Here is a 20568-nt window from a genome sequence, read left to right as displayed (position 1 = left end):
CGTCCCGGCCCGTGTCGGCGGCGCTGGTGACCGGGGTGGCGCTGCTCGGCGCGCTCGCCGGGCTGGTGGCCGTACCGGTGGGTCGGTCCCTGGTGGGCGGCGGCCCCGCTCCGCGCCGGGCGGTCCTGACCGCGACCGGTGCGGTGGTGTTCGGCGGGCTGGCCGCCGCCCACGGGGCCGGGCCCGCGCTACCGGCCCTGCTGCTGGTCGCCGGCGTCGGGCTGCTGCTCGTGGTCACCGACCTGACCGCCCTGCGGCTGCCCGACCCGCTGGTCGGCGCGCTGGCGCTCGGCGGCGGGCTCGGCCTCGCCGGCGCCGCGCTGGCCGCCGGAGAGCCGGGTCGCCTGACCGCCGCCGGCGCCGGCGCCGCGCTCTCCCTCGCCGGCTACCTGCTGCTGGCGCTGGTGCCCGGCGCCCGGCTCGGCTTCGGTGACGTGAAGCTCGCCGCCGCGCTCGGGCTCCCGCTGGGCTGGCTCGGCTGGCCGACGCTCCGGCTCGGGCTGCTCCTCCCGCACGTGCTCGCCGGCGTGACGGTGCTGGTCCTGCTCGCCGCCGGCCGGGTACGCCGGGACACGCCGCTGCCGTTCGGCCCGGCGATCCTCGCCGGCGCCTGGCTCGCCGTCCTGCTCACCTGAGGCCGCCGCGCGCGTGTCGGCGGGCGAGGCGCGCCGGTCAGATCAGCCGGAGCTGGTGATCCCGGGGCCGGCGTGGCTCCGCCGTGCCGAGCCGGTCGAACAGCGCCGGGTCGATCACGTCGAGGAACGGCGACGGCCGGGTCTCGCGTTCCGCGCCGTGCCGGGCCCGCCGGGCGGCGTGGCTGACGTAGAGCCGGTCCTGCGCCCGGGTCAGGCCGACGAAGAAGAGCCGGCGCTCCTCGGCCACCGCGTCCTCGTCCGGCTCGCTGCCGGGCCAGCGCAGCGGCAGCAGGCCGTCCTCGGCGCCGACCAGGAACACCACCGGGAACTCCAGCCCCTTCGCCGCGTGCAGCGTGAGCAGCGTGACCGCCTCGGCGCGCGGATCCAGGGCGTCCACCTCCGCGCCGGTGGCGAGCTGGTTGAGGAACAGCCCGAGGTCGTCACCGCAGCGCCGGGCCAGCGGCGTGAGCAGGTCCACGGCGGTGCGGACGTCCTCGGGGCGTACCGCGCCGGTGCCGTCGAGCGTGGGCACGGCGAAGCGCTCCGCCAGGAGCTGACCGGCCTGGCGTACCCGGGCGGCCAGCGACCCGTCGAGGCCGGCCTGGCGCAGCTCGCGGGCGACGGCGGTGACGCCGGGTCGGTCGCGCAGCCGGTCGTGCGAGCGCTTCTGCACCGGGATGTTGGCCCGGGCCAGCGCGTCCACGACCGGCGCGGCCTGGGAGTCGGTGCGGTAGAGCACCGCGATGTCGGAGAAGGAGAGCGACGTCGTCCGCCCGTCGATGCGGCCCGAGTCCAGCGAGCGGTGGGACAGGCCGCCGACCAGCTCGTCGACGGTGCGGACCACGAAGTCGGCCTCGTCGGCCACCGAGGTCGCGGCGTACCGGCCGACCAGCGGCGCCTCCGGGTCGAGCCGGGCCGGGTCGAGGCGGCGACCGCGCACCAGCGACGACGGCGCGATGGCCTGCACCGCGGCGGCCAGGATCGGCGCCGACGAGCGGTAGTTGCGGTTCAACCGCACCAGCCGGGCGTCCGTGAAGTCCTGCGAGAAGCGCAGGAAGTAGCCGACGTCGGCGCCCCGGAACGAGTAGATCGCCTGGTCCGGGTCGCCGATCGCGCACAGGTTGCCGTCGGCGGGGCTGAGCAGCCGCAGCAGGTCGTACTGCACCGCGTCGACGTCCTGGTACTCGTCAACGAAGATCCACTTCCACCGTTCGCGGTACTCCCGGACCAGTTTCCGGTCCCCCTTGAGCAGCGCCACCGGCAGGGTGAGCAGCTCGTCCAGGTCGACCAGGTCCTTCTTGCGCAGCAGCGCGACGTACCGCTCGTCGTCCTCGCCGGCCTCGGCGCGGGCCGCCGCCCGGTCCGTCTCGTCGGCGATCCGGAAGTCCGCCGGCAGCCCGGCGGCCGCCGCGTTCTCCCGCAGCACGGTCAGGCCGAGCGAGTGGAACGTGCCCACGGTGACGTCCTCGGCGACCGGGCCGAGCAGCCCGTCCAGCCGGTGCCGCAGCTCCTCGGCCGCCCGGCGGGTGAACGTGATCGCCAGGCACTGGTCGGGGAAGACGTTCAACTCCGCGCAGAGATACGCGATCCGGTGGGTCAACGTCCGGGTCTTGCCGGTGCCGGGCCCGGCCACGATGAGCAGCGGACCGCCCGGCGCGGACGCGGCCACCCGCTGCATCGCGTCCAGGCGGTCCAGCAGGCCGGTGCCGACCTCCTCCATGCCGGCGAGCATCGGCTCGAACGGCTCGTGCGGGGAGGGCGGCGGCGCGATCGGGCGAGCCGGCGGCGGCGTGCGCTTCGGCTCGGGCCGGGCCGCCGCCGGGCGCTTGGCCCTCGGTCTCGGCGCCGGCTCCGCGGGCCGTCGCTGCGCGGGCACGGGTACGTCGAAGAGCGCGTCCTGCCCCGACCCGCCGGCCGTGGCGCCCAGTTCCGCCGGATCGAACAGTGTGATCACCCCGTACTCGCCGTCGTAGCCCGGCACCCGGCGGACCTCACCGCGGCGCAGCCGGCCGATGCCCTCGGCGAGCAGCTCGCCACCGACCCGGCCGATCTCCTCGACCGGCGTACGGGTCAGGATCTCCAACTCCGGGCCGAGCGCGGCGACCAGCTCGTGGAGCTTGCCCGCCACCTTCTTCGACCGCGCGCCCACCCGGTTGATCTCGCCGAGGATCTCGGCCAGCGGCACCAGGTGCGCCACCGCGCGGGCGTGCGCCGGGCGGTGCCCCACCGGACGGTCGGCCAGCTCCTCGACCCGGCTCAGTACGCCGACGGTGAGCGGCTTGCCGCACTCCGGGCAGCGCCCACCCGCCTCGCGGGTGCGCTCGGGCGACCAGTTCACCCCGCAGAGCCGGTGCCCGTCGGCGTGGTACTTGCCCTCCTCCGGGAAGAACTCGACGGTGCCGGCGAGCCCGTCCCCGGTGCGCAGCGCCTCCCGGATCGCGAAGTAGTCGCGGGCCGCGGTGAGGACCGTGGCCTCCCGGGCCAGCGCCGGCGGCGAGTGGGCGTCCGAGTTCGACACCAGCTGGTAGCGGTCCAGGCTGCCGACCCGCCAGTTCATCTCCGGGTCGGAGGAGAGGCCGGTCTCCACCGCGAAGATGTGCTCGGCCAGGTCGGCGTAACAGTCGGCGATCGCGTCGAAGCCGGACTTCGAGCCGAGCGCGGAGAACCAGGGCGTCCAGATGTGCGCCGGCACCAGGTAGCCGTCTCCGCTGGCCTCCAGCGTGATCTCCAGCAGGTCGCGGGAGTCCAGCCCGAGGATCGGCCGGCCGTCGGAGCCGAGGTTGCCGATCCGGCCCAGCGCGGCGTTGAACCGGCCCACCGCGTCCAGGTCCGGCAGGTAGATCAGGTGGTGCACCTTCCGGGTCCGGTCGTCCCGCTTGTAGATGGTGGAGATCTCCACGCTCAGCATGAACCGGACCGGGTCCGCCTCCGCCGCGCTCGCCAGCCGGGGCGGCAGCCGCCGGGCGATGTCCCGCTCCGCCTCCGGCGAGAGCCGGTAGAGGCCGGGCTCGGCCGGGTGCAGCGTCTCCCGCAGGTGGTCGTACCAGGCGGGGTGGGTGAAGTCGCCGGTGCCGAGCACCCCGATGCCCTTGCGTCGGGCCCACCAGCCGAGGTTCGGCAGGGTCAGGTCACGGCTGCACGCGCGGGAGTACTTCGAGTGGATGTGCAGATCCGCGACGTAGGGCGGGAGGCCACCGGGGGGTGCGGCGCTGAACGGAGGCACGCCGCATCCTGTCACGTCCGGTTGCCCGCCCGCCCGCCGCCACGCGTACGCGTGACCTGAGCAATGCGGTGCTGGACTCGGCGTCCCCGGCGCGCTATGGGGCGCGCAGCTCGACCAGCGTCACCTGCGGCGGGGCGCCGACGCGCACCGGCGGACCCCAGAACCCGGCGCCGTTGGTGACGTAGACCTTGGTGCCGTCCACCTCGCCCAGACCGGAGACCACCGGCTGCTGGAGCTTCACCGCCAGGTTGAACGGCACCATCTGGCCGCCGTGGGTGTGCCCGGAGAGTTGCAGGTCGACGCCGAACTTCGCCGCCTCGTGCGCGGCCACCGGCTGGTGGGCCAGCAGCACCACCGGGCGGCTCGGGTCACGGTCGCCGAGGGCGGCGGCGTAGTCGGCCGGCGCGGCCAGACCGGTGCCGGCGGCGGTCACGTCGTTGACCCCGGCCAGGTCCAGCACCCCGCCGCGGGCCCGGATCTCCTGCCGCTCGTTCTGCAGCACCCGCAGGCCGAGCCGGTCCACCTCGCGGACCCACTCCTCCACGCCGGAGTAGTACTCGTGGTTGCCGGTGACGAAGAAGCTGCCGTAGCGGGAGCGCAGGTCGCGCAGCGGCTCCGCGGCCGAGCCCAGCTCGGCCACCGTCCCGTCGACCAGGTCGCCGACCACCGCCACCAGATCGGCGTCCAGCTGGTTGATCATGGCGACGATCCGCTCGGTGTGCGCCCGTCCGCGCAGCGGCCCGAGGTGGATGTCGGAGACGGTGGCGATCCGCAGGCCGTCCATGCTCCTGGGCAGCTTGGCCAGCGGGATCCGGACCCGGTCCAGTCGGGGCGGGCCCGTCGCGGTGCGGACGCCGTACCCGGTGACGCCGGCGGCGGTGAGCCCGGCGAAGATCGCCGCGCCGCGCGCGAGCAGCAACCGGCGGGACGGGTCGTGGTCGGCGGGCACGGTGTCCGCCGGCGGGGCGTCGCCACCGTCGGCGGTCCCGCCGGACGGGGTGCCGACGGCGTCGCCGGTCGACCCGGGCGGGACGGCCCCGGCCCCGGCGCCGATCAGCGCCGGCTCGGGGGCGGGGCCCGTGGCGGCGGCGCGGGCGCGGCGGCGCAGGACGAGCCGGACCACCGCGATCGGCACCTCCAGCACCAGCAGCAGCACCAGCAGGTAGAACATCAGCGCCAGCCAGAGGTAGCCCGGCCAGGCCAGCCAGGACCAGCCGTTCCTCGTGCCGGCCATGGTCGCCGGCACGAGCAGGGCGAGCAGGGCGACCACGGCCGCGCCGAGCCGGCGCCACCGACCCGGCCGGGTGGTGTCCCGGACCAGCCGCTTCCACAGGTAGAAGTGGATCAGGCCGATGACGAGCACGACGAAGATCAGGAATGTCGCCATCGCCAGCACGTCGGCCTCCTCAGCCGCCCGCGAAGGGCGGCAGCACGTCCACCGTCACCCCGGCCGGCAACAGTGCCTGACGATCATGACAGGCCACGCCGTCGACCAGGAAACTCGCCGCCTTCAGCACCACGGACAGTCGCTCGCCGTGCCGGGCGGCCAGGTCGTCGAGGAGTTCGTCCAGCGACCGGCCGGCGGATGCGGTCTCCTCGGCGCGGCCGGCCGCGGCCCGCGCCCCGGCGAAGTAGCGGACGGTCAGTTCCACGCTCACCCTCCGATCGCGGACATCGGCCGGGCCGGCTGGAGGAAGGTCGGATCGTCGATGCCGTGGCCCGCCCGCTTGCCCCACATCGCGGCGCGCCAGCGCCGGGCCAACTCGTCGTCGTCGGCACCGCCGCGCAGCGCCGCCCGCAGGTCGGACTCCTCGGTGGCGAAGAGGCAGTTGCGCACCTGGCCGTCGGCGGTGAGCCGGGTGCGGTCGCAGTCGCCGCAGAACGGCCGGGTCACGCTGGCGATCACCCCGACCCGGGCCGGCCCGTCGTCCACCAGCCAGGTCTCGGCCGGTGCGGCGCCCCGCTCGGCGGGATCGGGGCGCAACGCGAACTCGCTCCGCAGGGCGGCGAGGATCTCGTCGGCGGTGACCATGGTCGAGCGGTCCCAGCCGTGCTGGGCGTCGAGCGGCATCTGCTCGATGAACCGCAGCTCGTAGCCGTGCGCCAGGGCGAACCGGAGGAGGGCCGGCGCCTCGTCGTCGTTGACACCGCGCATCAGCACCGCGTTGATCTTCACCGGGGTCAGCCCGGCCTCCGCCGCGCCGGCCAACCCGGCGAGCACGTCGGCGTGCCGGTCCCGCCGTGTCAACGTGGCGAACCGGGCCGGGTCGAGCGTGTCCAACGAGACGTTGACCCGGTCGAGACCGGCGGCCCGCAGCGCCGGCGCGAGACGGGCCAGCCCGATCCCGTTGGTGGTCACCGAGATGCGCGGCCGGGGCGTCAGCGCGGCGACCGCCGACACGATCCCGGGCAGGCCGGGCCGGATGAGCGGCTCACCGCCGGTGAAGCGCACCTCGGTGACGCCGAGGCGGCCCACCGCGACGCCGACCAGCCGGACGATCTCGTCGTCGGTCAGCAGTTGCGGGCCGGCCAGCCACGGCAGGCCCTCGGCCGGCATGCAGTAGGTGCACCGCAGGTTGCACTTGTCGGTCAGCGAGACCCGCAGGTCCCGGGCGACGCGACCGTACCGGTCGGCGAGGACCCCGTCGGCCGGCGTCCGGGGGGCGGTCATCCGTCGACCGTAGCGCGTCGGACGCCCCGCAGCGCGCCACGGGCGGCGGAGACCACCGCGTCCGCGTACGCCGTGCCGAAGAGCGCGGTGTGCACCAGCAACAGGTGCAGTTGGTGCAGCGGCACCCGCTCCCGCCAGCCGTCGGCCGGCGGCCGGGCCTCCCGGTAGGCGGCCAGGATCCGCTCCAGGTGCGGCGGGCCACCGAAGAGGGCCAACTGGGCCAGGTCGGTCTCGCGGTGGCCGCCGTGCGCGGCGGGGTCGACCAGCCAGACCCGGCCGTCGGCGCCCCAGAGCAGGTTGCCGGGCCAGAGGTCACCGTGCACCCGGGCCGGCGGCTCGTCGCCGCCGAACTCGCCGATCCGGTCGACGACCTGCTCGACCAGGGCGGCCCCCCCGCCGTCGAGCGCCCCTCGGTCGACCGACATCCGCAGGTAGGGCAGCAGTCGACGGCGGGCGAACCAGTCCGGCCACGGGCCGGGATCGGGCGTGTTGTCCTGCGGCAACGCGCCGATGAACCCGGTCCACTCCGCGCCGAAGGCGGTCGCGCCGGACGCGTGCAGCCGGGCCAGGCCGCGCCCGAACGCCTCCGCGGCCTCCGGCGTCGGCTCGCCCGGCTCCACCCAGTCGAGCGCGAGCAGGTCGGGCAGCGTGACCAGCACCTCCGGCACCGGCACGGCGTCGGCCTCGCGCAGCCACCGCAGGCCGGCCGCCTCGGTGGCGAAGAAGCCCTCCGGAATCGGCCGCGCCGACCGCTCCGGCCAGGTCTTGGCGAAGACGGAGTGCCCGTCGTCCAGGGTGAGCCGGGACGCGGTGCAGATGTCGCCACCGGAGACCGGCGTCTCCCGGATCCGCTGGTGGGTCAGGAAGGTCGGCAGGTGCTCCGGGTGTGCCCGCAGGTATGCCAGGTCCATGAGCGCAAGGTAGCCGGTACCTGGGACAGCCGGGGACCGTGACGGAACCGCGGCGGCCGTCGATCGCCGGCCACCTGCGCCGATACGCTCCGTATCTGGGGACGGACCGCGTGTCGTCCACAGGGTCGGACGCGGGCCCCGACGACCACGGACGCTCCCGGCATGAACTCCACCGAGCGCCCACGCTTGTCCGTCCGCTCGCCCGGCGACCTCGTCGCGGCCGTGCCCTACCTGCTCGGCTTCCACCCGGCCGACAGCATCGTGGTGGTCGCGGTACGCGGCCGGCGAGTGGTCTTCGCCGCGCGGGGCGACCTGCCCGGGGCCGGCGTCGACCCCGCTCCGGCGGCCCGGCACCTGGCCGAGGTGGTGGCCCGCCAGGAGGTCGACGCCGCCACGGTCGTCGGTTACGGGCCGGCCGCCCGGGTGACCGGCACCGTGGACGCGGTCGGCGACGCGCTGGACGCGGCGGGGCTGACCGTCCTGGACGCCCTGCGGGTCACCGACGGCCGGTGGTGGTCCTACCTCTGCGCGGAGCCGGCCTGCTGCCCTGCCGACGGCACCCCGTACGACCCGGTCGCGAGCCAGGTCGGCGCGGCGGCGGTGTTCGCCGGTCAGGTCGCCCTGCCCGACCGGGCCGCGCTGGCCGCCCAGGTGTCCGCGCTCGACGGCCCGGTCCGGCTCGCCATGCGCCGGGCCACCGCACGGGCTCGCCGCCGGCTGGCCGTGCTCGCCGGCGCATCCGTCGACGGCGCCCCGCCCGAGGACGTCACGGTCGGTGTCCCCGCCGATGTCCCGCCCACCGGGGAGACCTCGGCGGAGGGGCCACCGGCCGAGGGTGACCCCGTGGTGGTCGTCGGATCCGGCGGTGCGGCGCGGGCCGTGCGCGCGGCCGGCGTGGCGGCGGTGCGGGCGGCGTTCCGGCGGCAACGGCGCGGTGAGCGGCTGGACGACGACGAGGTGGCCTGGCTGACCGTGCTGCTCACCCACATCCCGGTTCGCGATCACGCCTGGGCCCGCACCGACGGCCGGGACACCGACATCAGCCTCTGGACCGACGTCCTGCGCCGGGCCGAGCCGGACCTGATCGGGGCGCCGGGCAGCCTGCTCGCGTTCGCCGCCTGGCGGGCCGGGCACGGCGCGCTGGCGGCGGTCGCCCTGGAACGGGTGCTCACGGCCCACCCCGACCACTCGCTCGCGGTGATCCTCGACGACGCGCTCCGCCGTGGGCTGGCCCCGTCCGAGCTGGACGGCTGGCCCGTCGTCACCGGTTCGTCGGTGCTGCGCCGCCGTCGTCGCCGTCCGCGCCGGTGAGCCGGCGCCGTTCACCCGGCTACGCGCTGCGCCCCGGCGTAGACGTTCATGGTCGGCCCGCGCAGGAAACCGATGAGCGTCATCCCGGCCTCCTCGGCCAGTTCGACGGCGAGCGTGCTGGGCGCGGAGACCGCCGCGAGCAGCGGCACCCCGGCCATCCACGCCTTCTGGGTCAGCTCGAAACTGGCCCGACCGGAGACCAGCAGCACGTGCCCGGCCAGCGGCAGCAGGTCCTCCCGCACGGCCCAGCCGATCACCTTGTCCACGGCGTTGTGCCGGCCCACGTCCTCCCGCAGCACCACCAGCTCGCCGTCGGCGGTGAAGAGACCGGCCGCGTGCAGGCCGCCGGTCCGGTCGAACGCGCGCTGGGCGGCGCGTAGCCGGTCCGGCAGCGCGGCCAGCAGCTCGGCGGTGACCGCGAGCGGGTCCTCCCGCACCGCGAACCGGGAACGGGTACGGACCGACTCGATGCTCGCCTTGCCGCACACGCCGCAGGAGCTGGTCGTGTAGAAGTTGCGCGCCGGGTCGGTGGTCGGCTCCGGCACGCCCGGAGACAGCACCACGTCGACCACGTTGTAGGTGTTCGGGGTCTCCGCCCCGGCGCAGAGCTGCGCCGTGTGCACGTCCTCCGCCGACCGGATCAGCCCCTCGGTGAGCAGGAAGCCGATCGCCAGGTCGAGGTCGTCGCCGGGCGTACGCATGGTGACCGCGAGCGGCCGGCGTCGCCCCGGGCCGCCCGGCCCGACCCGGATCTCCAGCGGCTCCTCCACGGACAGGGTGTCCTGCCGGCGGATCCGGGCCCGGCCGTCGGCCGCCGCCCCGAGGTCGATCCGCAGCACGCTCCGCCGGTCCGTCGCCCGTCCCATGCCGCCATCCTCCCCCGCGCGCCGCCCCACCCGCACGTTCGCGGCGTCCGCGCCCCCGACGGCCCTGTGGTCCGGTCCCGCTCCCGCGCCGGCCCGCCCCCGCACCCCGCCCCCGTCCCGCCGGCGCGGGACCGGTTCGGGGCGGTGCCCGTGGGTAGGGTGAGGCGGTGACGGGGTACGCGGCGGTGCTGCTCTCCGGCGGCGCGGCGCGACGGATGCGCGGCGTGGACAAGCCCGCCCGCCCGGTCGGTGGGCGACCGATGCTGCACCGGGTGCTGGAGGCGGTCGCCGGCGCGGACGAGCGGATCGTGGTCGGCCCGGCCGGTCCGGTGCCCGCAGGGGTGCGGGTGACCCGGGAGGAGCCTCCCGGCGGTGGACCCGTGGCCGCCACCGCGGCCGGGCTGGCGCTGCTGAGGCCCGGTACGACCACCGTCGCCCTGCTCGCCGCGGACCTGCCGTTGCTCACCGCCGCGGCGGTGGACGGGCTGCGGCGCGCGCTCGACGGGTCGCGGGCCGGGCTGGCCTGTTACGTCGACGGTGACGGGCGTCGGCAGCAGCTCTGCGGCGTGTGGCGGGTCACGGCGTTGCGGGCGGCCCTCGACCGCCTGGCGGCGGAGCGGGGCGGCACCGTCGACGGCGCGTCGGTACGCGGGTTGCTGGCCGGTGTCGCGGTCCGTGAGGTGGCGTGGACCGGCTCGGGACCGCCGCCCTGGTTCGACTGCGACACTGACGAGGACGTACGCCGGGCCGAGGAGTGGACGAGATGACGGTGTTGGACGACTGGGTCACCGCGGCCTGCGCCGAGCTGGATCTGGATCCGGCCGAGGTGCCGGTGTCGAGCGTGCTCGACGTCGCCCGGGACGTGGCGCACCAGGTGCTCCGGCCGGGGGCGCCGGTCACCGCGTACCTGCTGGGGGTCGCCGTGGGACGCGGCGCGGACCCGGCCGCGGCGGCCGCGCGGCTCAGCGCGCTGGCCGGTTCCTGGCCGGTGGAACTGGACGGGACCGTACCGGCGGAGTAGCCGCGCTCGGGCGCGGTTCGACGCCCACCGCCCATGGGTAGGGTGGCGGGAACGGACGGAGGCGATCATGACGGCAGACCACCCCTCGGCGCCGGTCGACCAGCCTTCCGGCGGTACGCCGGAGCAGCACGAGTCGATCCTGCTCGACGAGCCGACCACGGCCGATCTGCGGGCCAAGGTGACCGAGGCCTGGCGGGAGTTCGCCCGGGCGCTGGCCGACCGGCTGCGCGGGCTGCCCGCCGGCGGGCACCTGGAGGTCACGCTCGACCCGACCGCCTCCGGCACCGGTGACGCCGTCTACTCGGTCAGCGCGGACGCCGGCGAGGAGGGTCGCCTGTCCGCCCGGGCGGTCGGCAACGCCACCCTGCCGCAGGGCTACCGGCTGGACCGGGCCGCGGTGGCCGACATGGTCGCGCTGGGTTGGTCGCCGCCGGGGGTGGTGCCCGGTTCGGGCGAGCAGTTCGGCCTGGACTGCGGCGTCGACGAGGCGACCCGGTTGTCCGCCGTGCTCTCCCGCACGCTGCGCGACGTCTACGGCGCCCCGCACCCCGCCTTCCTGGTCTACCTGGTGCACGACGCCGAGGGTGAGCCGTTGCCGGTGGAGCCGCTGGGCACGGCCCGCAGCGAGTTCGGCCCGGACCGGGACGTGGAGGCGGACCTGGACGAGGCGCTGGCGGCCGCGGCGGCGGCCCAGGCCGGCGAGAACGACGTGCTGGCGCTGGAGGAGCGGGTCCGGACGGTCGTGTCGACGATGCTGAAGTCGAACTCCGACCAGGTCCAGGTCGACTCCGACGGGGACATCAACATCCGGGCCGGCTCGGCGATGGTCTTCGTGCGGGTGCGCGACAACCCGCCGCTGGTCGACGTCTTCTCGCCGGTGCTGACCGAGGTGGAGCCGACCGAGCGGCTCTACGTGAAGCTCTCCGAGCTGACCAACCGGATGCCGATCGGCCGGCTCTACTGCGCCGACGACACGGTCTGGGCGTCGATCCCGGTCTTCGGCCGCAACTTCCAGGCCACCCACCTGATGCTGGCGGTGCAGGTGATGACCGGTCTGGCCGACGAGCTGGACGACCGGCTGCACGGCGAGTTCGGTGGCAAGCGTTTCTTCGGCGAGGGCGACAAGCCGGCGCGGGCCGAGGAGCACCGCACCGGCATGTATCTCTGACCGCGCGTCAGCGCACGTCGAGCAGCGTCTTGCCCAGTGTCTCCCGGGCCTCGATCGCGGCGTGCGCGGCGGCGGCCCGGGCCAGCGGGAAGCGCTGCCCGATCAGCGGCCGCAGCCGTCCGGCCGCGCCCTCGGCGAGCGCCGCCTCGGTGAGGGCGCGCAGCTCGTCCGGGCCGGGCCGGGGGTTCAGCAGCGTCACCCCGCGTGCGGCGGCGGACTCGGCCGGGATGTCCGCCCAGGCGCCGCCGGCCAGTCCGAAGCTGAGCATCCGCCCGCCGCGGTCCAGCAGGTCGAACGCCTGCCGGGCGAGCGGCCCGCCCACGCCGTCGAACACCACGTCGACGGCGCCCACGGCGTCCCGGACCCGGTCGGTCCAGCCGGCCTGCCGGTAGTCGACGACCACGTCGAGGCCGGCGGCGCGGAGCACGTCGACCTTGCGGGCGCCGCCGGCGGCGGCCACCACCGTCGCACCGGCGGCGGCCGCGAGCTGCGTCAGCAGCGATCCGACGCCGCCGGCCGCCGCCTCGACCAGCACCCGGTCGCCCCGCCGCAGCCCGGCCGCCCGGGCGAGCATCAGGGCGGTCCGGCCGTCGGCCATCAGCGCCACCGCCGCGTCGAGCGCCAACCCCGGGGGTACGGGGACCGGCGCGCTCCGGTCGACCACGACGCGCTCGGCGTACCCGCCGGTGCCGCCGGTGGCGGTGACCACGACGCGGCCGGCGAGCGCCGGGTCGACGCCCGCTCCCAGCGCGGTGATCGTGCCGCCGACCCCGTTACCGGGGATCACCGGCAGTTCGGCGCCGAACGGCCCGAAGCCGCTGGCCCGGAACATCGTCTCGACGAACGTGATGTTGGCGTGTGCCACGTCGACGAGCACCTGGCCCGGTCCGGGTGCCGGGTCGGGTGCTGTCCCGGGCACGAGCACCTCGGGTCCGCCGAACTCCCGCAGCCACACCGCACGCATACCGCCCCCTTGCGTCAAGCCGGTCACCAGTGCACGACATGAAGCCGGGTTGAGGTCAAGGCGTGGAGGGTCCGACGCCGGGGGACTCGACCAGTCGGGACAGCACGATGGTGCTGCGGGACGAGGTGACGAACGACTCGGCCCGCAGTCGCTCCAGCGCCTCCTCCAGGTGGGAGATGTCGGCGGCGCGCAGGTGCACCAGTGCGTCCGCCTCGCCGGAGACGGTGTAGGCGCCGACCACCTCGGGGTGCCGGCGGGCGGCGGCGCCGATCTGCGCCGGGGTGGTCCGGCCGGCGCAGAACAGCTCGACGAACGCCTCGGTGGTCCACCCGACGGCGGCCGGGTCGACGACGGCGGTGAATCCGCGGATGACCCCGGCCGCGCGGAGCCGGTCGACGCGTCGCTTGACGGCGGGGGCGGAGAGTGACACCCGGGTGCCGATGTCCGCGTACGAGGCGCGGGCGTCTGCCACGAGCAACGCAATGATTCGCTGGTCGACCGCGTCTATCTGCAACGTTCCGCCTCTGGGAAGCAATGGTTGTGGCTGTTACCAAAGTTCTACCGTACCTACTCTTGGTGACCGTGAACCAGCAGCGAGTCTCGCGAAAGCGGACATATCTCATGTGCTCGCCCGAGCACTTCGCGGTCGAGTACGCGATCAACCCGTGGATGGACGTGACCACGGCGGTCGACGCCGACCTGGCGGTCAAGCAGTGGGACCGGCTGCGCGAGACGCTGGTCGGGCTCGGTCACGAGGTGCACCTGCTGACGCCGGAGGCCGGCCTGCCGGACATGGTCTTCGCGGCCAACGGGGCGTTCGTGGTCGACGGCACGGTCTACGGCGCCCAGTTCAAGCACGAGCAGCGGGCCGCCGAGGCCGCCGCGCACCGGGCGTTCTACGAGGAGCGGGGCTGGCGGTTCATCGCGCCGAGCGAGACCAACGAGGGCGAGGGCGACTTCGCGTACCTGCCGGAGGCGCACGGCGGGCTGGTCCTGGCCGGCCACGGCTTCCGGACCGAGCCGGCCGCGCACGCCGAGGCGCAGGAGGCGCTCGGCCGGCCGGTGGTCTCGCTGCGCCTGGTCGACCCGCGCTTCTACCACCTGGACGTGGCGCTCGCCTCGATCGACGACGAGAACATCGTCTACTACCCGGGGGCCTTCTCCGCGGCCAGCCAGCGGGTGCTGACCCAGCTGTTCCCCGACGCGGTCGTGGCGGACGACGAGGACGCCCTGGCCTTCGGCCTGAACCTGGTCAGCGACGGGCTCAACGTGGTGCTGAACAACGAGGCGACCCGGCTGGCCGGCAAGCTGAAGGCGGCCGGCTACCACCCGGTGCCGGTGGAGCTGGCCGAGCTGAAGAAGGGCGGCGGCAGCGTGAAGTGCTGCATCGCCGAGCTGCGGCACTGACCCCCGCACGCACGAAGGGCGGCCTCCCCCGGGGGAGGCCGCCCTTTCTCGCGTGTCAACCGAGCGTGGCCAGCTCGTTGATCACCACGTTGGAGAGCATCCGGCCGTCGAGCTGGACCTTGCGCAGGTACCACTTCTGCTGCGGCGTACGCGGCTGGTTGAACTGCCAGGACCCGCGCGGGCTGTCGACCTGGCCGATCTTGCCGAGCGCCAGGTTGACCTGCTGCGGGGACGGGTCCCTGCCGACCAGCCGGATCGCCTTGTCGAGGACCAGCGCGGCGTCGTACGAGGCCATCGCGTAGGTGGTCGGGGAGGCGTTGAACGTCTTGCGGTACGCGGAGGCGAACACCCGGTTCGCGGTGTTGTTCAGGTCGGCCGAGTAGTTCAGCGCGGTCTCGATGCCGAACCTCTCGATCAGCTGCCGGTCGCGGCCCTTCTCGCCGTCGTCGAGCTGGTCCAGGACGGTGCCCTCGGTCAGGAACCCGGGCGCGTAGACCGGCCCCCGGTAGCCCTCATCGTAGAGCTGCTTGACGAACTGCACCGCCTGCGGGCCGGAGTAGTGGCAGAAGACCGCGTCCGGCTTGCGTTCCAGCGCCTTGCGGATCGGGCCGGAGTAGGCCCGCTTGCTCGGGGTGGCGTAGTCCTCCGTGTAGATCGGGTCCTCGGTGAGGCGACGGCCCTGCTCGTAGCCGCGCCGGAAGCCGGCGACGACGTCCTGGCTGCCGGGGCCCTGGGTGCCGAAGATGGCGATCCGGCTGGACGCGTCCAGGTTCTGCCGCAGGTACTGCCCGAGCGCCACGCCCGGCTCGTCGAGCACGTAGGAGGTGCGCCAGATGTAGACGACGCCCTGCAACGTGGCGGGGGAGGCGTTGGAGCCGATGAGCGGCACCCGGGCCTGCTCGACGGTGTCCCTGATGCCGGTCATGACGACCGGGTCGACCACGCCGGTGAGCGCGAGCACGCCCTCCTTGAGCAGCCGGTCGACGGCGGCCTTGCCGGTCGCGGCGCTGTTGCCCTCCTCGGCCGGCACCAGCGTGACCGGGTGGCCGCCGAGCTGCTGGGAGTGCAGGCTGAGGAAGAGCTGGAAGCCGTTGGTGATCTCTTCGCCGATGACCTTGTTCGGGCCACCGCCGGGCACGATCAGACCGATCTTGATCGGGCTGCCGGCCGGGGCCTGCTCCGTGGAGTCGTCACCGGAACCGCAGCCCGCCGCGAGCCCGGTGGTGCCCAGCGCGGCCAGCAGTTGCAGCGCCCGCCTGCGGTTCATCTGTGCCACCGAAATTCCTTCCCGACGGGGTGGCCATGATGCACACCCCTCCGGCGTTCTACCTGGTCGGCAACGCTGCGTCAATGCCCGGATGATCATTGTGAAGGGACCGCAACGCCCCGACCACCTGCGGCCACGCCGCGGAGTCCGGCGCGATCAACCCGAAATGTTCGCATTCCGGCAGCTCAACCAGCGCGGCTTCGCCTCCGGCGGCCCGGTCCGCGGCCACCCAGGCGCGGCTGATCGCGGCCGGGACCTGACGGTCGAGAAGACCATGCATGACTACGGTGCGTGTCCGGATCGGCACCAACGCCGATGGATCCGCCTCCGCGTACCGATCCGGCACGTCGGCCGGACCGCCGCCCAGCAGCGCGGCCACCGCGCCGGCGTCCAGGTCCAGCCGGTACGCCTCGGCGAGGTCCGCGACCGGCGCCAGCGCGAGCACGCCGCCGACCGTCTCCGGGGCGCGTCCGGCGACGTACAGCGCCAGGTGCCCACCGGCCGAGTGACCGACCAGGAGCGGCGGGACGGGCGCCACCCGGCCGGGCAGCGCGGCGGCGGCCAGCGCCGGCAGGGCGGCGACCCCGGTGCGTACGTCGGTGAGCGTGTGCGGCCATCCGCCGTCCGGCTGACCGGTCCGGCGGTATTCGATCTGGGCGACCGGATGGCCGAGCGCGGCCAGCGCCGCCGCCATCGGGCCGGTGTGGGCGCGGTCGTACCCGGCCCGCCAGAAGCCGCCGTGCACCACGACCACCAGCGGGCGGGCGGGCCCGTCGCCGGCCGGTCGGCGCAGGTCGGCGCACTGGTCCGGGTGGTCGCCGTAGGCGACGGTCGCGTCCGGCGGGGGAGCCGGCCGGGTCAGCACGTCGCGCGGGTCGCTGGACATGCGGCGACGGTAACCTGCCCCCGGTCCGGGCGCGTGCGCGTGGTCGGGGTGGGTAAAGATGGGTGCCATGACCGAAGCGCACTCCGCCGGACACGACGACGAACAGGGCAACGATGGCATCCCCGGCACCGTGGTGGTGGTCGGGCCGGACGGCCGCCCGGTCGGCACGGTGCAGACCGACGAGGGCAAGGGCGAGGACCCGACCCGTCTGGTCGAGCAGCCGGCCAAGGTGATGCGGATCGGCAGCATGATCAAGCAGCTGCTGGAGGAGGTGAAGGCCGCCCCGCTGGACGACGCCAGCCGGCATCGCATGCGGGAGATCCACGAGCGCTCGATCGTCGAGCTGAAGGAGGGCCTGGCCCCTGAGCTGCGCGAGGAGCTGGAGCGGATCTCACTGCCGTTCACCGAGCAGCAGGCGCCCAGCGAGAGCGAGCTGCGCATCGCCCACGCCCAGCTGGTGGGCTGGCTGGAGGGGCTGTTCCACGGCATCCAGGCCGCGCTGGTGGCCCAGCAGATGGCCGCCCGGGTCCAGCTGGAGCAGATGCGGTCCGGCCGGCAGGCGCTGCCCAGCGGCCCCGGCGGGATGATCCCCGGCATGCCGGGGATGCCCGGCAACAACGAGGGCCACGCGCCCGGCCAGTACCTGTGACCCGTCGGCCGGGGCGCGTCACGCGCCCCGGCCGGTCAGTCCACCCCGAAAACCTCTTCCAGGTACGCGGCGACGCCGTCCTCGGTGTTCGGCCCGGTGACCTCGTGTGCGATCTCCCGCACGGCCGGGTGGGCGTTGGCCACGGCCACGGCCCGCCCGGCCCAGGTCAGCATCGGCACGTCGTTGGGCATGTCGCCGAAGGCCAGCACGTCCCGCTCGTCGATGCCCAGCCGCTCCGCGTACCAGGCCAGGCCGGCCGCCTTCGTCACGCCGGCGGCGGAGATCTCGATCAGCCCGCTGTAGGACGAGTGGGTCGCCTCGGCCAGCCCCTCCAGCGCGCCGGCCACCACCCGGACGAACAGGTCCGGGTCCTGCTCGCCGGCGCGGACCAGCAGCTTCACCGCCGGCGCGGCGAGCAGTTCCTCGGGCGACTCGACCGCCCGGATCGCCTCCGCGTCGGCGTCCCAGCGCAGCGGGTAGTGCGCCTCGTGCCGCATCTGCCGGCTGTCCACGATCTCCACCGCGAAGCTCACCCCGGGCACCTCGGCCCGGAGCCGCCGGGCCACCTCGGCCAGCAGCTCCGGGGCGAGCGGGTCGGCACGCAGCACCTCGTCCGCCACCGGGTCGTAGACCACCGCGCCGTTGGCGCAGATCGCCGGCAGCGGCGCGGCGAGCTGGTCGTACACGAGTTGGAGCCAGCGGATCGGACGGCCGGTGACCAGCACGACCGGCGTGCCCGCGGCGACGATCCGGGCCAGCACCGCCGATGTGCGCGGGCTGAGCGTCCGGTCGTCGCGCAGCAGCGTGCCGTCGATGTCGGTCGCGACGAGCCGAGGTGGATCTCCCATCACCGGGAGAGTAGTCGGTCCAGGTAGACCGCGACGCCGTCGTCGTCGTTGCGCAGGGTGATCTCGTCGGCCGCGGCGCGCACGTCGGGGTGCGCGTTCGCCACCGCCACCCGGGCCCAGCCGGCCCAGCCGAACATCGGCAGGTCGTTGGGCTGGTCGCCGAAGACCAGCACGTCGGCGGGGTCCACCCCGAGCTGGTCGGCGATGACGCTCAGCCCGGTGGCCTTGTCCACGCCCGGTGGGCAGATCTCGACGAACCCCAGCCCGGCCTGGGTGAGCGTGGCCACCTCCGGCGGGACGATCCGGCGGGCCGCCGCCAGCAGGTCGTCGACGTGGTGGTCGGCGGTCCGGGCGAACGCCTTGATCACGTCACAGGAGAGGCACTCGGCGCGGCTGCGCGCCTCGAACCGGTCCGGGTAGGGCCAGCTCGGGTGGTAGTCGCCCCAGAGCGGCGCGTCGTGCTCGTCGGACGCCTCGACCATCACGGTCAGCGGCCCGACGGCGGCCTCCAGGTCGGTCAGGAGCTGGGCCAGCACCTCACCGCGCAGGCGCTCGTCCCGCAGCACCAGCGGCCCGGCCGGGTCGCTCTGGTCGACCACCCGGCCACCGCCGGCCATCACCAGGAAGTCGGCGGCGCGGATGTCGTTGCGGGTGAGCTCGGTCAGACGCGGTCCGCGTCCGGTCGCGCCGACCACCGGGATCCCGGCGGCGCGCACCCGGTCCAGCACCCCGTGGGTGTACGCGGAGACGGTGTCGTCGCTGCGGACGAGCGTGCCGTCGAGGTCGGTGGCGATCAGCTTGGGCAGGCCCGGGCGGGTCATGGTTCCTCCTTCGCCCGCCGCCGTCACGTCGGCCGCCAGGTCCTCGGTGCCGCGACCCTCGAACGACGGGCAGCAACCGTATCTCGCGAAACGGGCGGCAACCACGGCTTTCCGGCGAATCGGCCGCGAATCCCCGGCGGCCGCCAGGTGACCGCCCGGCGGGGGCCGGACCCGTCAGCGGGAGCGTTCGGGGCCGGCGAACGGCACCGTCGGTTCCACGGTCAGGTCGGCCGGCGCCGGGGGCGCCTCGTCCTCGGCGGACCGCCGCCGCCGGCGGCCGGCCGGTGTTCCCGGCGGCTCGTCGCCCGGCTCCGCTCCGACCTCCACCGGATCGGTCCCCCGGTCGCCGGTCCGGCCGCTCAGGTGCAGCGCGGCCGCCAGCAGCGCGACGGCGAGGAACGCGGTGACCAGACCCCGCCCGTGCTCCACCTGGAGGCTCTGCTCGGTCGGGAAGAAGAGGATGCGTCGGGCGAGCTGCTGGAGCGACGCGGCGGTCGCGACCAGCACGCCGAACAGCGGCGCCGCGAGACCGAGGCCGGCGATCCGGGCGTGCCGCCGGACCGTCGGGGCGCCACGCAGCGCCAACACCAGCGCGACCGACAACCCGAGCAGACCCACCAGGTAGGCCGTCCCGAAGGCGCCCGTCTCGGCGATGCCGTCGGCCAGTTGGGCCCGCGCGCCCTCCTCCCGCGAGTCGGCGGGAATGGCGATCACCACCCACTCGCCGATCAGCGAGGCGAGCGCGGCGACCGCGCCGAGCCCGACGAGCACCGGCGGCAGGCGGTGGTCGCGGCCCAGGCCGGCAAACGCCCGGCCGACCCGGCCGGGCGGGGTCGTGTCGGCGTCACCCCACTCCACGACGGTGGTGCCGTCGTGCCGGTCGTCCTGCCTGGGGATGGGGAGATCCTGCGACATCGGCCACCCTTCCCGTACGCGGGCCTGCGTCGAATCATGGCACAGCCGACACCCGGGCACCCGGACCGCGAGCCGCCGGACCGGTGCGGGGCGGCCCGCTTTCGGTTAGCGTCGGTGCCATGCCTATCCGTACCGCTTCCGCTCGTTGGCAGGGCAACCTGACCGAGGGGTCGGGCACCGTCCGCACCGGCAAGGGCGGCCTGTCCGGCAACTACTCCTTCAAGTCCCGCTTCGAGGAGGGCGAGGGCACCAACCCCGAGGAGCTGATCGGCGCCGCGCACGCGAGCTGCTTCTCGATGGCCCTCTCCAAGCAGCTCGCCGACGCCGGCGCCACCGACACGTCGGTGGAGACGACCGCCAAGGTGCACTTCGACAAGACCGACGCGGGCATGACCGTGACCCGCATCGACCTGGAGACCGTCGGCCAGGTCCCCGGCCTCGACGAGGCGGAGTTCACCAAGCTGGCCGAGGCGGCCAAGGAGAACTGCCCGATCTCCCGGCTCCTCTCCCCGGGCGCGCAGATCACGCTGAACGCCCGTCTGGCCTGACACCACGTACGGGACGACGGGGGCGTCCTCCGGGGCGCCCCCGTCGCACCGCGTGCCGACCGCGAGGGAGTGACCGGGCCGCGTGGCCGTGGAGATGAGCCGGGACCGGTTCGAGGAACTGGTCGGCGAGGCGCTCGACGAGGTGCCCGAGGAACTGCTCGGGCTGATGAGCAACGTGGTCATCCTGGTCGAGGACGATCCACCCCCGGGCGAGGACCTGCTCGGTCTCTACGAGGGGCACGCGCTCACCGAGCGCGGCTGGGACTACTCCGGCGTGCTGCCCGACCGCATCCTGATCTACCGCAACCCGATCCTGGCGATCTGCGACACCGACGAGGACGTGGTCGACGAGGTCGCGGTGACGGTGGTGCACGAGATCGCCCACCACTTCGGCATCGACGACGAGCGCCTGCACGCCCTCGGCTGGGGCTGACCGGTCCCCGGCGCGTCCCCGCTC

Annotated in this window: 22 protein-coding genes; 9 read left to right on the top strand and 13 right to left on the bottom strand. The window is 74.9% G+C overall.

What is annotated here, in order from left to right; all coding sequences use genetic code 11:
* Nucleotides 1-11 precede the first annotated feature (11 nt).
* Entirely contained in the window at nucleotides 12-635 is a 624-nt protein-coding gene (locus ACN27B_RS09350; protein WP_422744482.1) for a prepilin peptidase, read from the top strand.
* 37 nt (nucleotides 636-672) lie between these two features.
* On the opposite strand, the gene ACN27B_RS09345 is transcribed toward ACN27B_RS09350, so the two are convergent.
* The 5 genes from ACN27B_RS09345 to ACN27B_RS09325 all read right to left on the bottom strand — a co-directional run bounded on the left by ACN27B_RS09345 (nucleotide 673) and on the right by ACN27B_RS09325 (nucleotide 7440).
* A complete protein-coding gene (locus tag ACN27B_RS09345) occupies nucleotides 673-3858 on the bottom strand; it encodes a UvrD-helicase domain-containing protein (RefSeq protein WP_422744480.1) in 3186 nt (1061 codons plus the stop codon).
* 94 nt (nucleotides 3859-3952) lie between these two features.
* Nucleotides 3953-5254, bottom strand: coding sequence for a metallophosphoesterase (locus tag ACN27B_RS09340; RefSeq protein WP_422744478.1), 1302 nt, complete (start codon nucleotides 5252-5254; stop codon nucleotides 3953-3955).
* 10 nt (nucleotides 5255-5264) lie between these two features.
* Nucleotides 5265-5510 (bottom strand): MoaD/ThiS family protein, encoded by a 246-nt coding sequence (locus tag ACN27B_RS09335; protein WP_091567854.1) that lies wholly within the window; start codon nucleotides 5508-5510, stop codon nucleotides 5265-5267.
* 2 nt (nucleotides 5511-5512) lie between these two features.
* The gene (gene moaA, locus ACN27B_RS09330) at nucleotides 5513-6529 is read right to left on the bottom strand and encodes a GTP 3',8-cyclase MoaA (RefSeq protein WP_099163228.1); all 1017 of its coding nucleotides are present in this window, start codon (nucleotides 6527-6529) and stop codon (nucleotides 5513-5515) included.
* The gene (locus ACN27B_RS09325) at nucleotides 6526-7440 is read right to left on the bottom strand and encodes a fructosamine kinase family protein (protein ID WP_099163229.1); all 915 of its coding nucleotides are present in this window, start codon (nucleotides 7438-7440) and stop codon (nucleotides 6526-6528) included. Before ACN27B_RS09325 ends, moaA begins: the two co-directional genes overlap by 4 nt.
* A 162-nt stretch (nucleotides 7441-7602) precedes the next feature.
* Here ACN27B_RS09325 and ACN27B_RS09320 point away from each other — a divergent pair, with 162 nt between their 5' ends.
* The gene (locus tag ACN27B_RS09320) at nucleotides 7603-8751 is read left to right on the top strand and encodes a DUF4192 domain-containing protein (RefSeq protein WP_099163230.1); all 1149 of its coding nucleotides are present in this window, start codon (nucleotides 7603-7605) and stop codon (nucleotides 8749-8751) included.
* An 11-nt stretch (nucleotides 8752-8762) separates the two neighbouring features.
* On the opposite strand, the gene fdhD is transcribed toward ACN27B_RS09320, so the two are convergent.
* Nucleotides 8763-9617 (bottom strand): formate dehydrogenase accessory sulfurtransferase FdhD, encoded by an 855-nt coding sequence (fdhD, locus tag ACN27B_RS09315; RefSeq protein ID WP_099163231.1) that lies wholly within the window; start codon nucleotides 9615-9617, stop codon nucleotides 8763-8765.
* Between the two features lie 167 nt (nucleotides 9618-9784).
* Here fdhD and mobA point away from each other — a divergent pair, with 167 nt between their 5' ends.
* From mobA to ACN27B_RS09300, 3 genes are all read left to right on the top strand, one after another.
* Nucleotides 9785-10384, top strand: a complete 600-nt coding sequence (gene mobA / locus ACN27B_RS09310) for a molybdenum cofactor guanylyltransferase (protein WP_422744474.1) — start codon at nucleotides 9785-9787, stop codon at nucleotides 10382-10384.
* The gene (locus tag ACN27B_RS09305) at nucleotides 10381-10638 is read left to right on the top strand and encodes a DUF6457 domain-containing protein (protein ID WP_091576787.1); all 258 of its coding nucleotides are present in this window, start codon (nucleotides 10381-10383) and stop codon (nucleotides 10636-10638) included. The genes mobA and ACN27B_RS09305 overlap by 4 nt, the downstream gene beginning before the upstream one ends.
* 67 nt (nucleotides 10639-10705) lie before the next feature.
* Nucleotides 10706-11806, top strand: a complete 1101-nt coding sequence (locus ACN27B_RS09300) for a T3SS (YopN, CesT) and YbjN peptide-binding chaperone 1 (RefSeq protein WP_281588939.1) — start codon at nucleotides 10706-10708, stop codon at nucleotides 11804-11806.
* 7 nt (nucleotides 11807-11813) lie between these two features.
* Here the strand turns inward: ACN27B_RS09300 and ACN27B_RS09295 are convergent, their stop codons facing one another.
* On the bottom strand, nucleotides 11814-12770 hold the full coding sequence (locus tag ACN27B_RS09295; protein WP_422744472.1) for a zinc-binding dehydrogenase: 957 nt from the start codon (nucleotides 12768-12770) through the stop codon (nucleotides 11814-11816).
* 55 nt (nucleotides 12771-12825) lie between these two features.
* Nucleotides 12826-13284, bottom strand: a complete 459-nt coding sequence (locus ACN27B_RS09290; RefSeq protein WP_099163234.1) for an Lrp/AsnC family transcriptional regulator — start codon at nucleotides 13282-13284, stop codon at nucleotides 12826-12828.
* 59 nt (nucleotides 13285-13343) lie between these two features.
* On the opposite strand from ACN27B_RS09290, the gene ddaH reads away from it, so the two are divergent.
* Complete coding sequence (ddaH, locus tag ACN27B_RS09285) at nucleotides 13344-14177, top strand: dimethylargininase (RefSeq protein WP_172967886.1); 834 nt, start codon at nucleotides 13344-13346, stop codon at nucleotides 14175-14177.
* Between the two features lie 55 nt (nucleotides 14178-14232).
* Here the strand turns inward: ddaH and ACN27B_RS09280 are convergent, their stop codons facing one another.
* Both ACN27B_RS09280 and ACN27B_RS09275 read right to left on the bottom strand, forming a co-directional pair.
* A complete protein-coding gene (locus ACN27B_RS09280) occupies nucleotides 14233-15453 on the bottom strand; it encodes an ABC transporter substrate-binding protein (RefSeq protein WP_099163235.1) in 1221 nt (406 codons plus the stop codon).
* A gap of 49 nt (nucleotides 15454-15502) precedes the next feature.
* Nucleotides 15503-16330: an alpha/beta hydrolase family protein gene (locus ACN27B_RS09275; RefSeq protein ID WP_099163236.1), complete on the bottom strand. Its 828-nt coding sequence runs from the start codon at nucleotides 16328-16330 to the stop codon at nucleotides 15503-15505.
* Nucleotides 16331-16388: 58 nt separating this feature from the next.
* Here ACN27B_RS09275 and ACN27B_RS09270 point away from each other — a divergent pair, with 58 nt between their 5' ends.
* Entirely contained in the window at nucleotides 16389-16979 is a 591-nt protein-coding gene (locus ACN27B_RS09270) for a bacterial proteasome activator family protein (RefSeq protein ID WP_099163237.1), read from the top strand.
* Between the two features lie 35 nt (nucleotides 16980-17014).
* On the opposite strand, the gene ACN27B_RS09265 is transcribed toward ACN27B_RS09270, so the two are convergent.
* The 3 genes from ACN27B_RS09265 to ACN27B_RS09255 all read right to left on the bottom strand — a co-directional run bounded on the left by ACN27B_RS09265 (nucleotide 17015) and on the right by ACN27B_RS09255 (nucleotide 19563).
* Nucleotides 17015-17827 carry an HAD family hydrolase gene (locus tag ACN27B_RS09265; RefSeq protein ID WP_422744469.1) on the bottom strand — a complete coding sequence of 271 codons (813 nt, stop codon included), beginning with the start codon at nucleotides 17825-17827 and terminating at the stop codon, nucleotides 17015-17017.
* Nucleotides 17827-18648 carry an HAD family hydrolase gene (locus ACN27B_RS09260; RefSeq protein WP_091567909.1) on the bottom strand — a complete coding sequence of 274 codons (822 nt, stop codon included), beginning with the start codon at nucleotides 18646-18648 and terminating at the stop codon, nucleotides 17827-17829. Before ACN27B_RS09260 ends, ACN27B_RS09265 begins: the two co-directional genes overlap by 1 nt.
* Before the next feature lie 174 nt (nucleotides 18649-18822).
* The gene (locus ACN27B_RS09255; protein ID WP_422744466.1) at nucleotides 18823-19563 is read right to left on the bottom strand and encodes a hypothetical protein; all 741 of its coding nucleotides are present in this window, start codon (nucleotides 19561-19563) and stop codon (nucleotides 18823-18825) included.
* A gap of 119 nt (nucleotides 19564-19682) precedes the next feature.
* Here ACN27B_RS09255 and ACN27B_RS09250 point away from each other — a divergent pair, with 119 nt between their 5' ends.
* Both ACN27B_RS09250 and ACN27B_RS09245 read left to right on the top strand, forming a co-directional pair.
* Complete coding sequence (locus ACN27B_RS09250) at nucleotides 19683-20111, top strand: OsmC family protein (protein ID WP_099163239.1); 429 nt, start codon at nucleotides 19683-19685, stop codon at nucleotides 20109-20111.
* 88 nt (nucleotides 20112-20199) lie between these two features.
* Entirely contained in the window at nucleotides 20200-20544 is a 345-nt protein-coding gene (locus ACN27B_RS09245; protein ID WP_172968049.1) for a metallopeptidase family protein, read from the top strand.
* Nucleotides 20545-20568 lie beyond the last annotated feature (24 nt).

The sequence above is a fragment of the Micromonospora sp. WMMD754 genome, assembly GCF_049315235.1.
Lineage (GTDB): Bacteria > Actinomycetota > Actinomycetes > Mycobacteriales > Micromonosporaceae > Micromonospora > Micromonospora sediminicola.
Note: the sequence above shows the minus strand (reverse complement) of the source record. Positions and strands in the feature narration are given on the sequence as shown.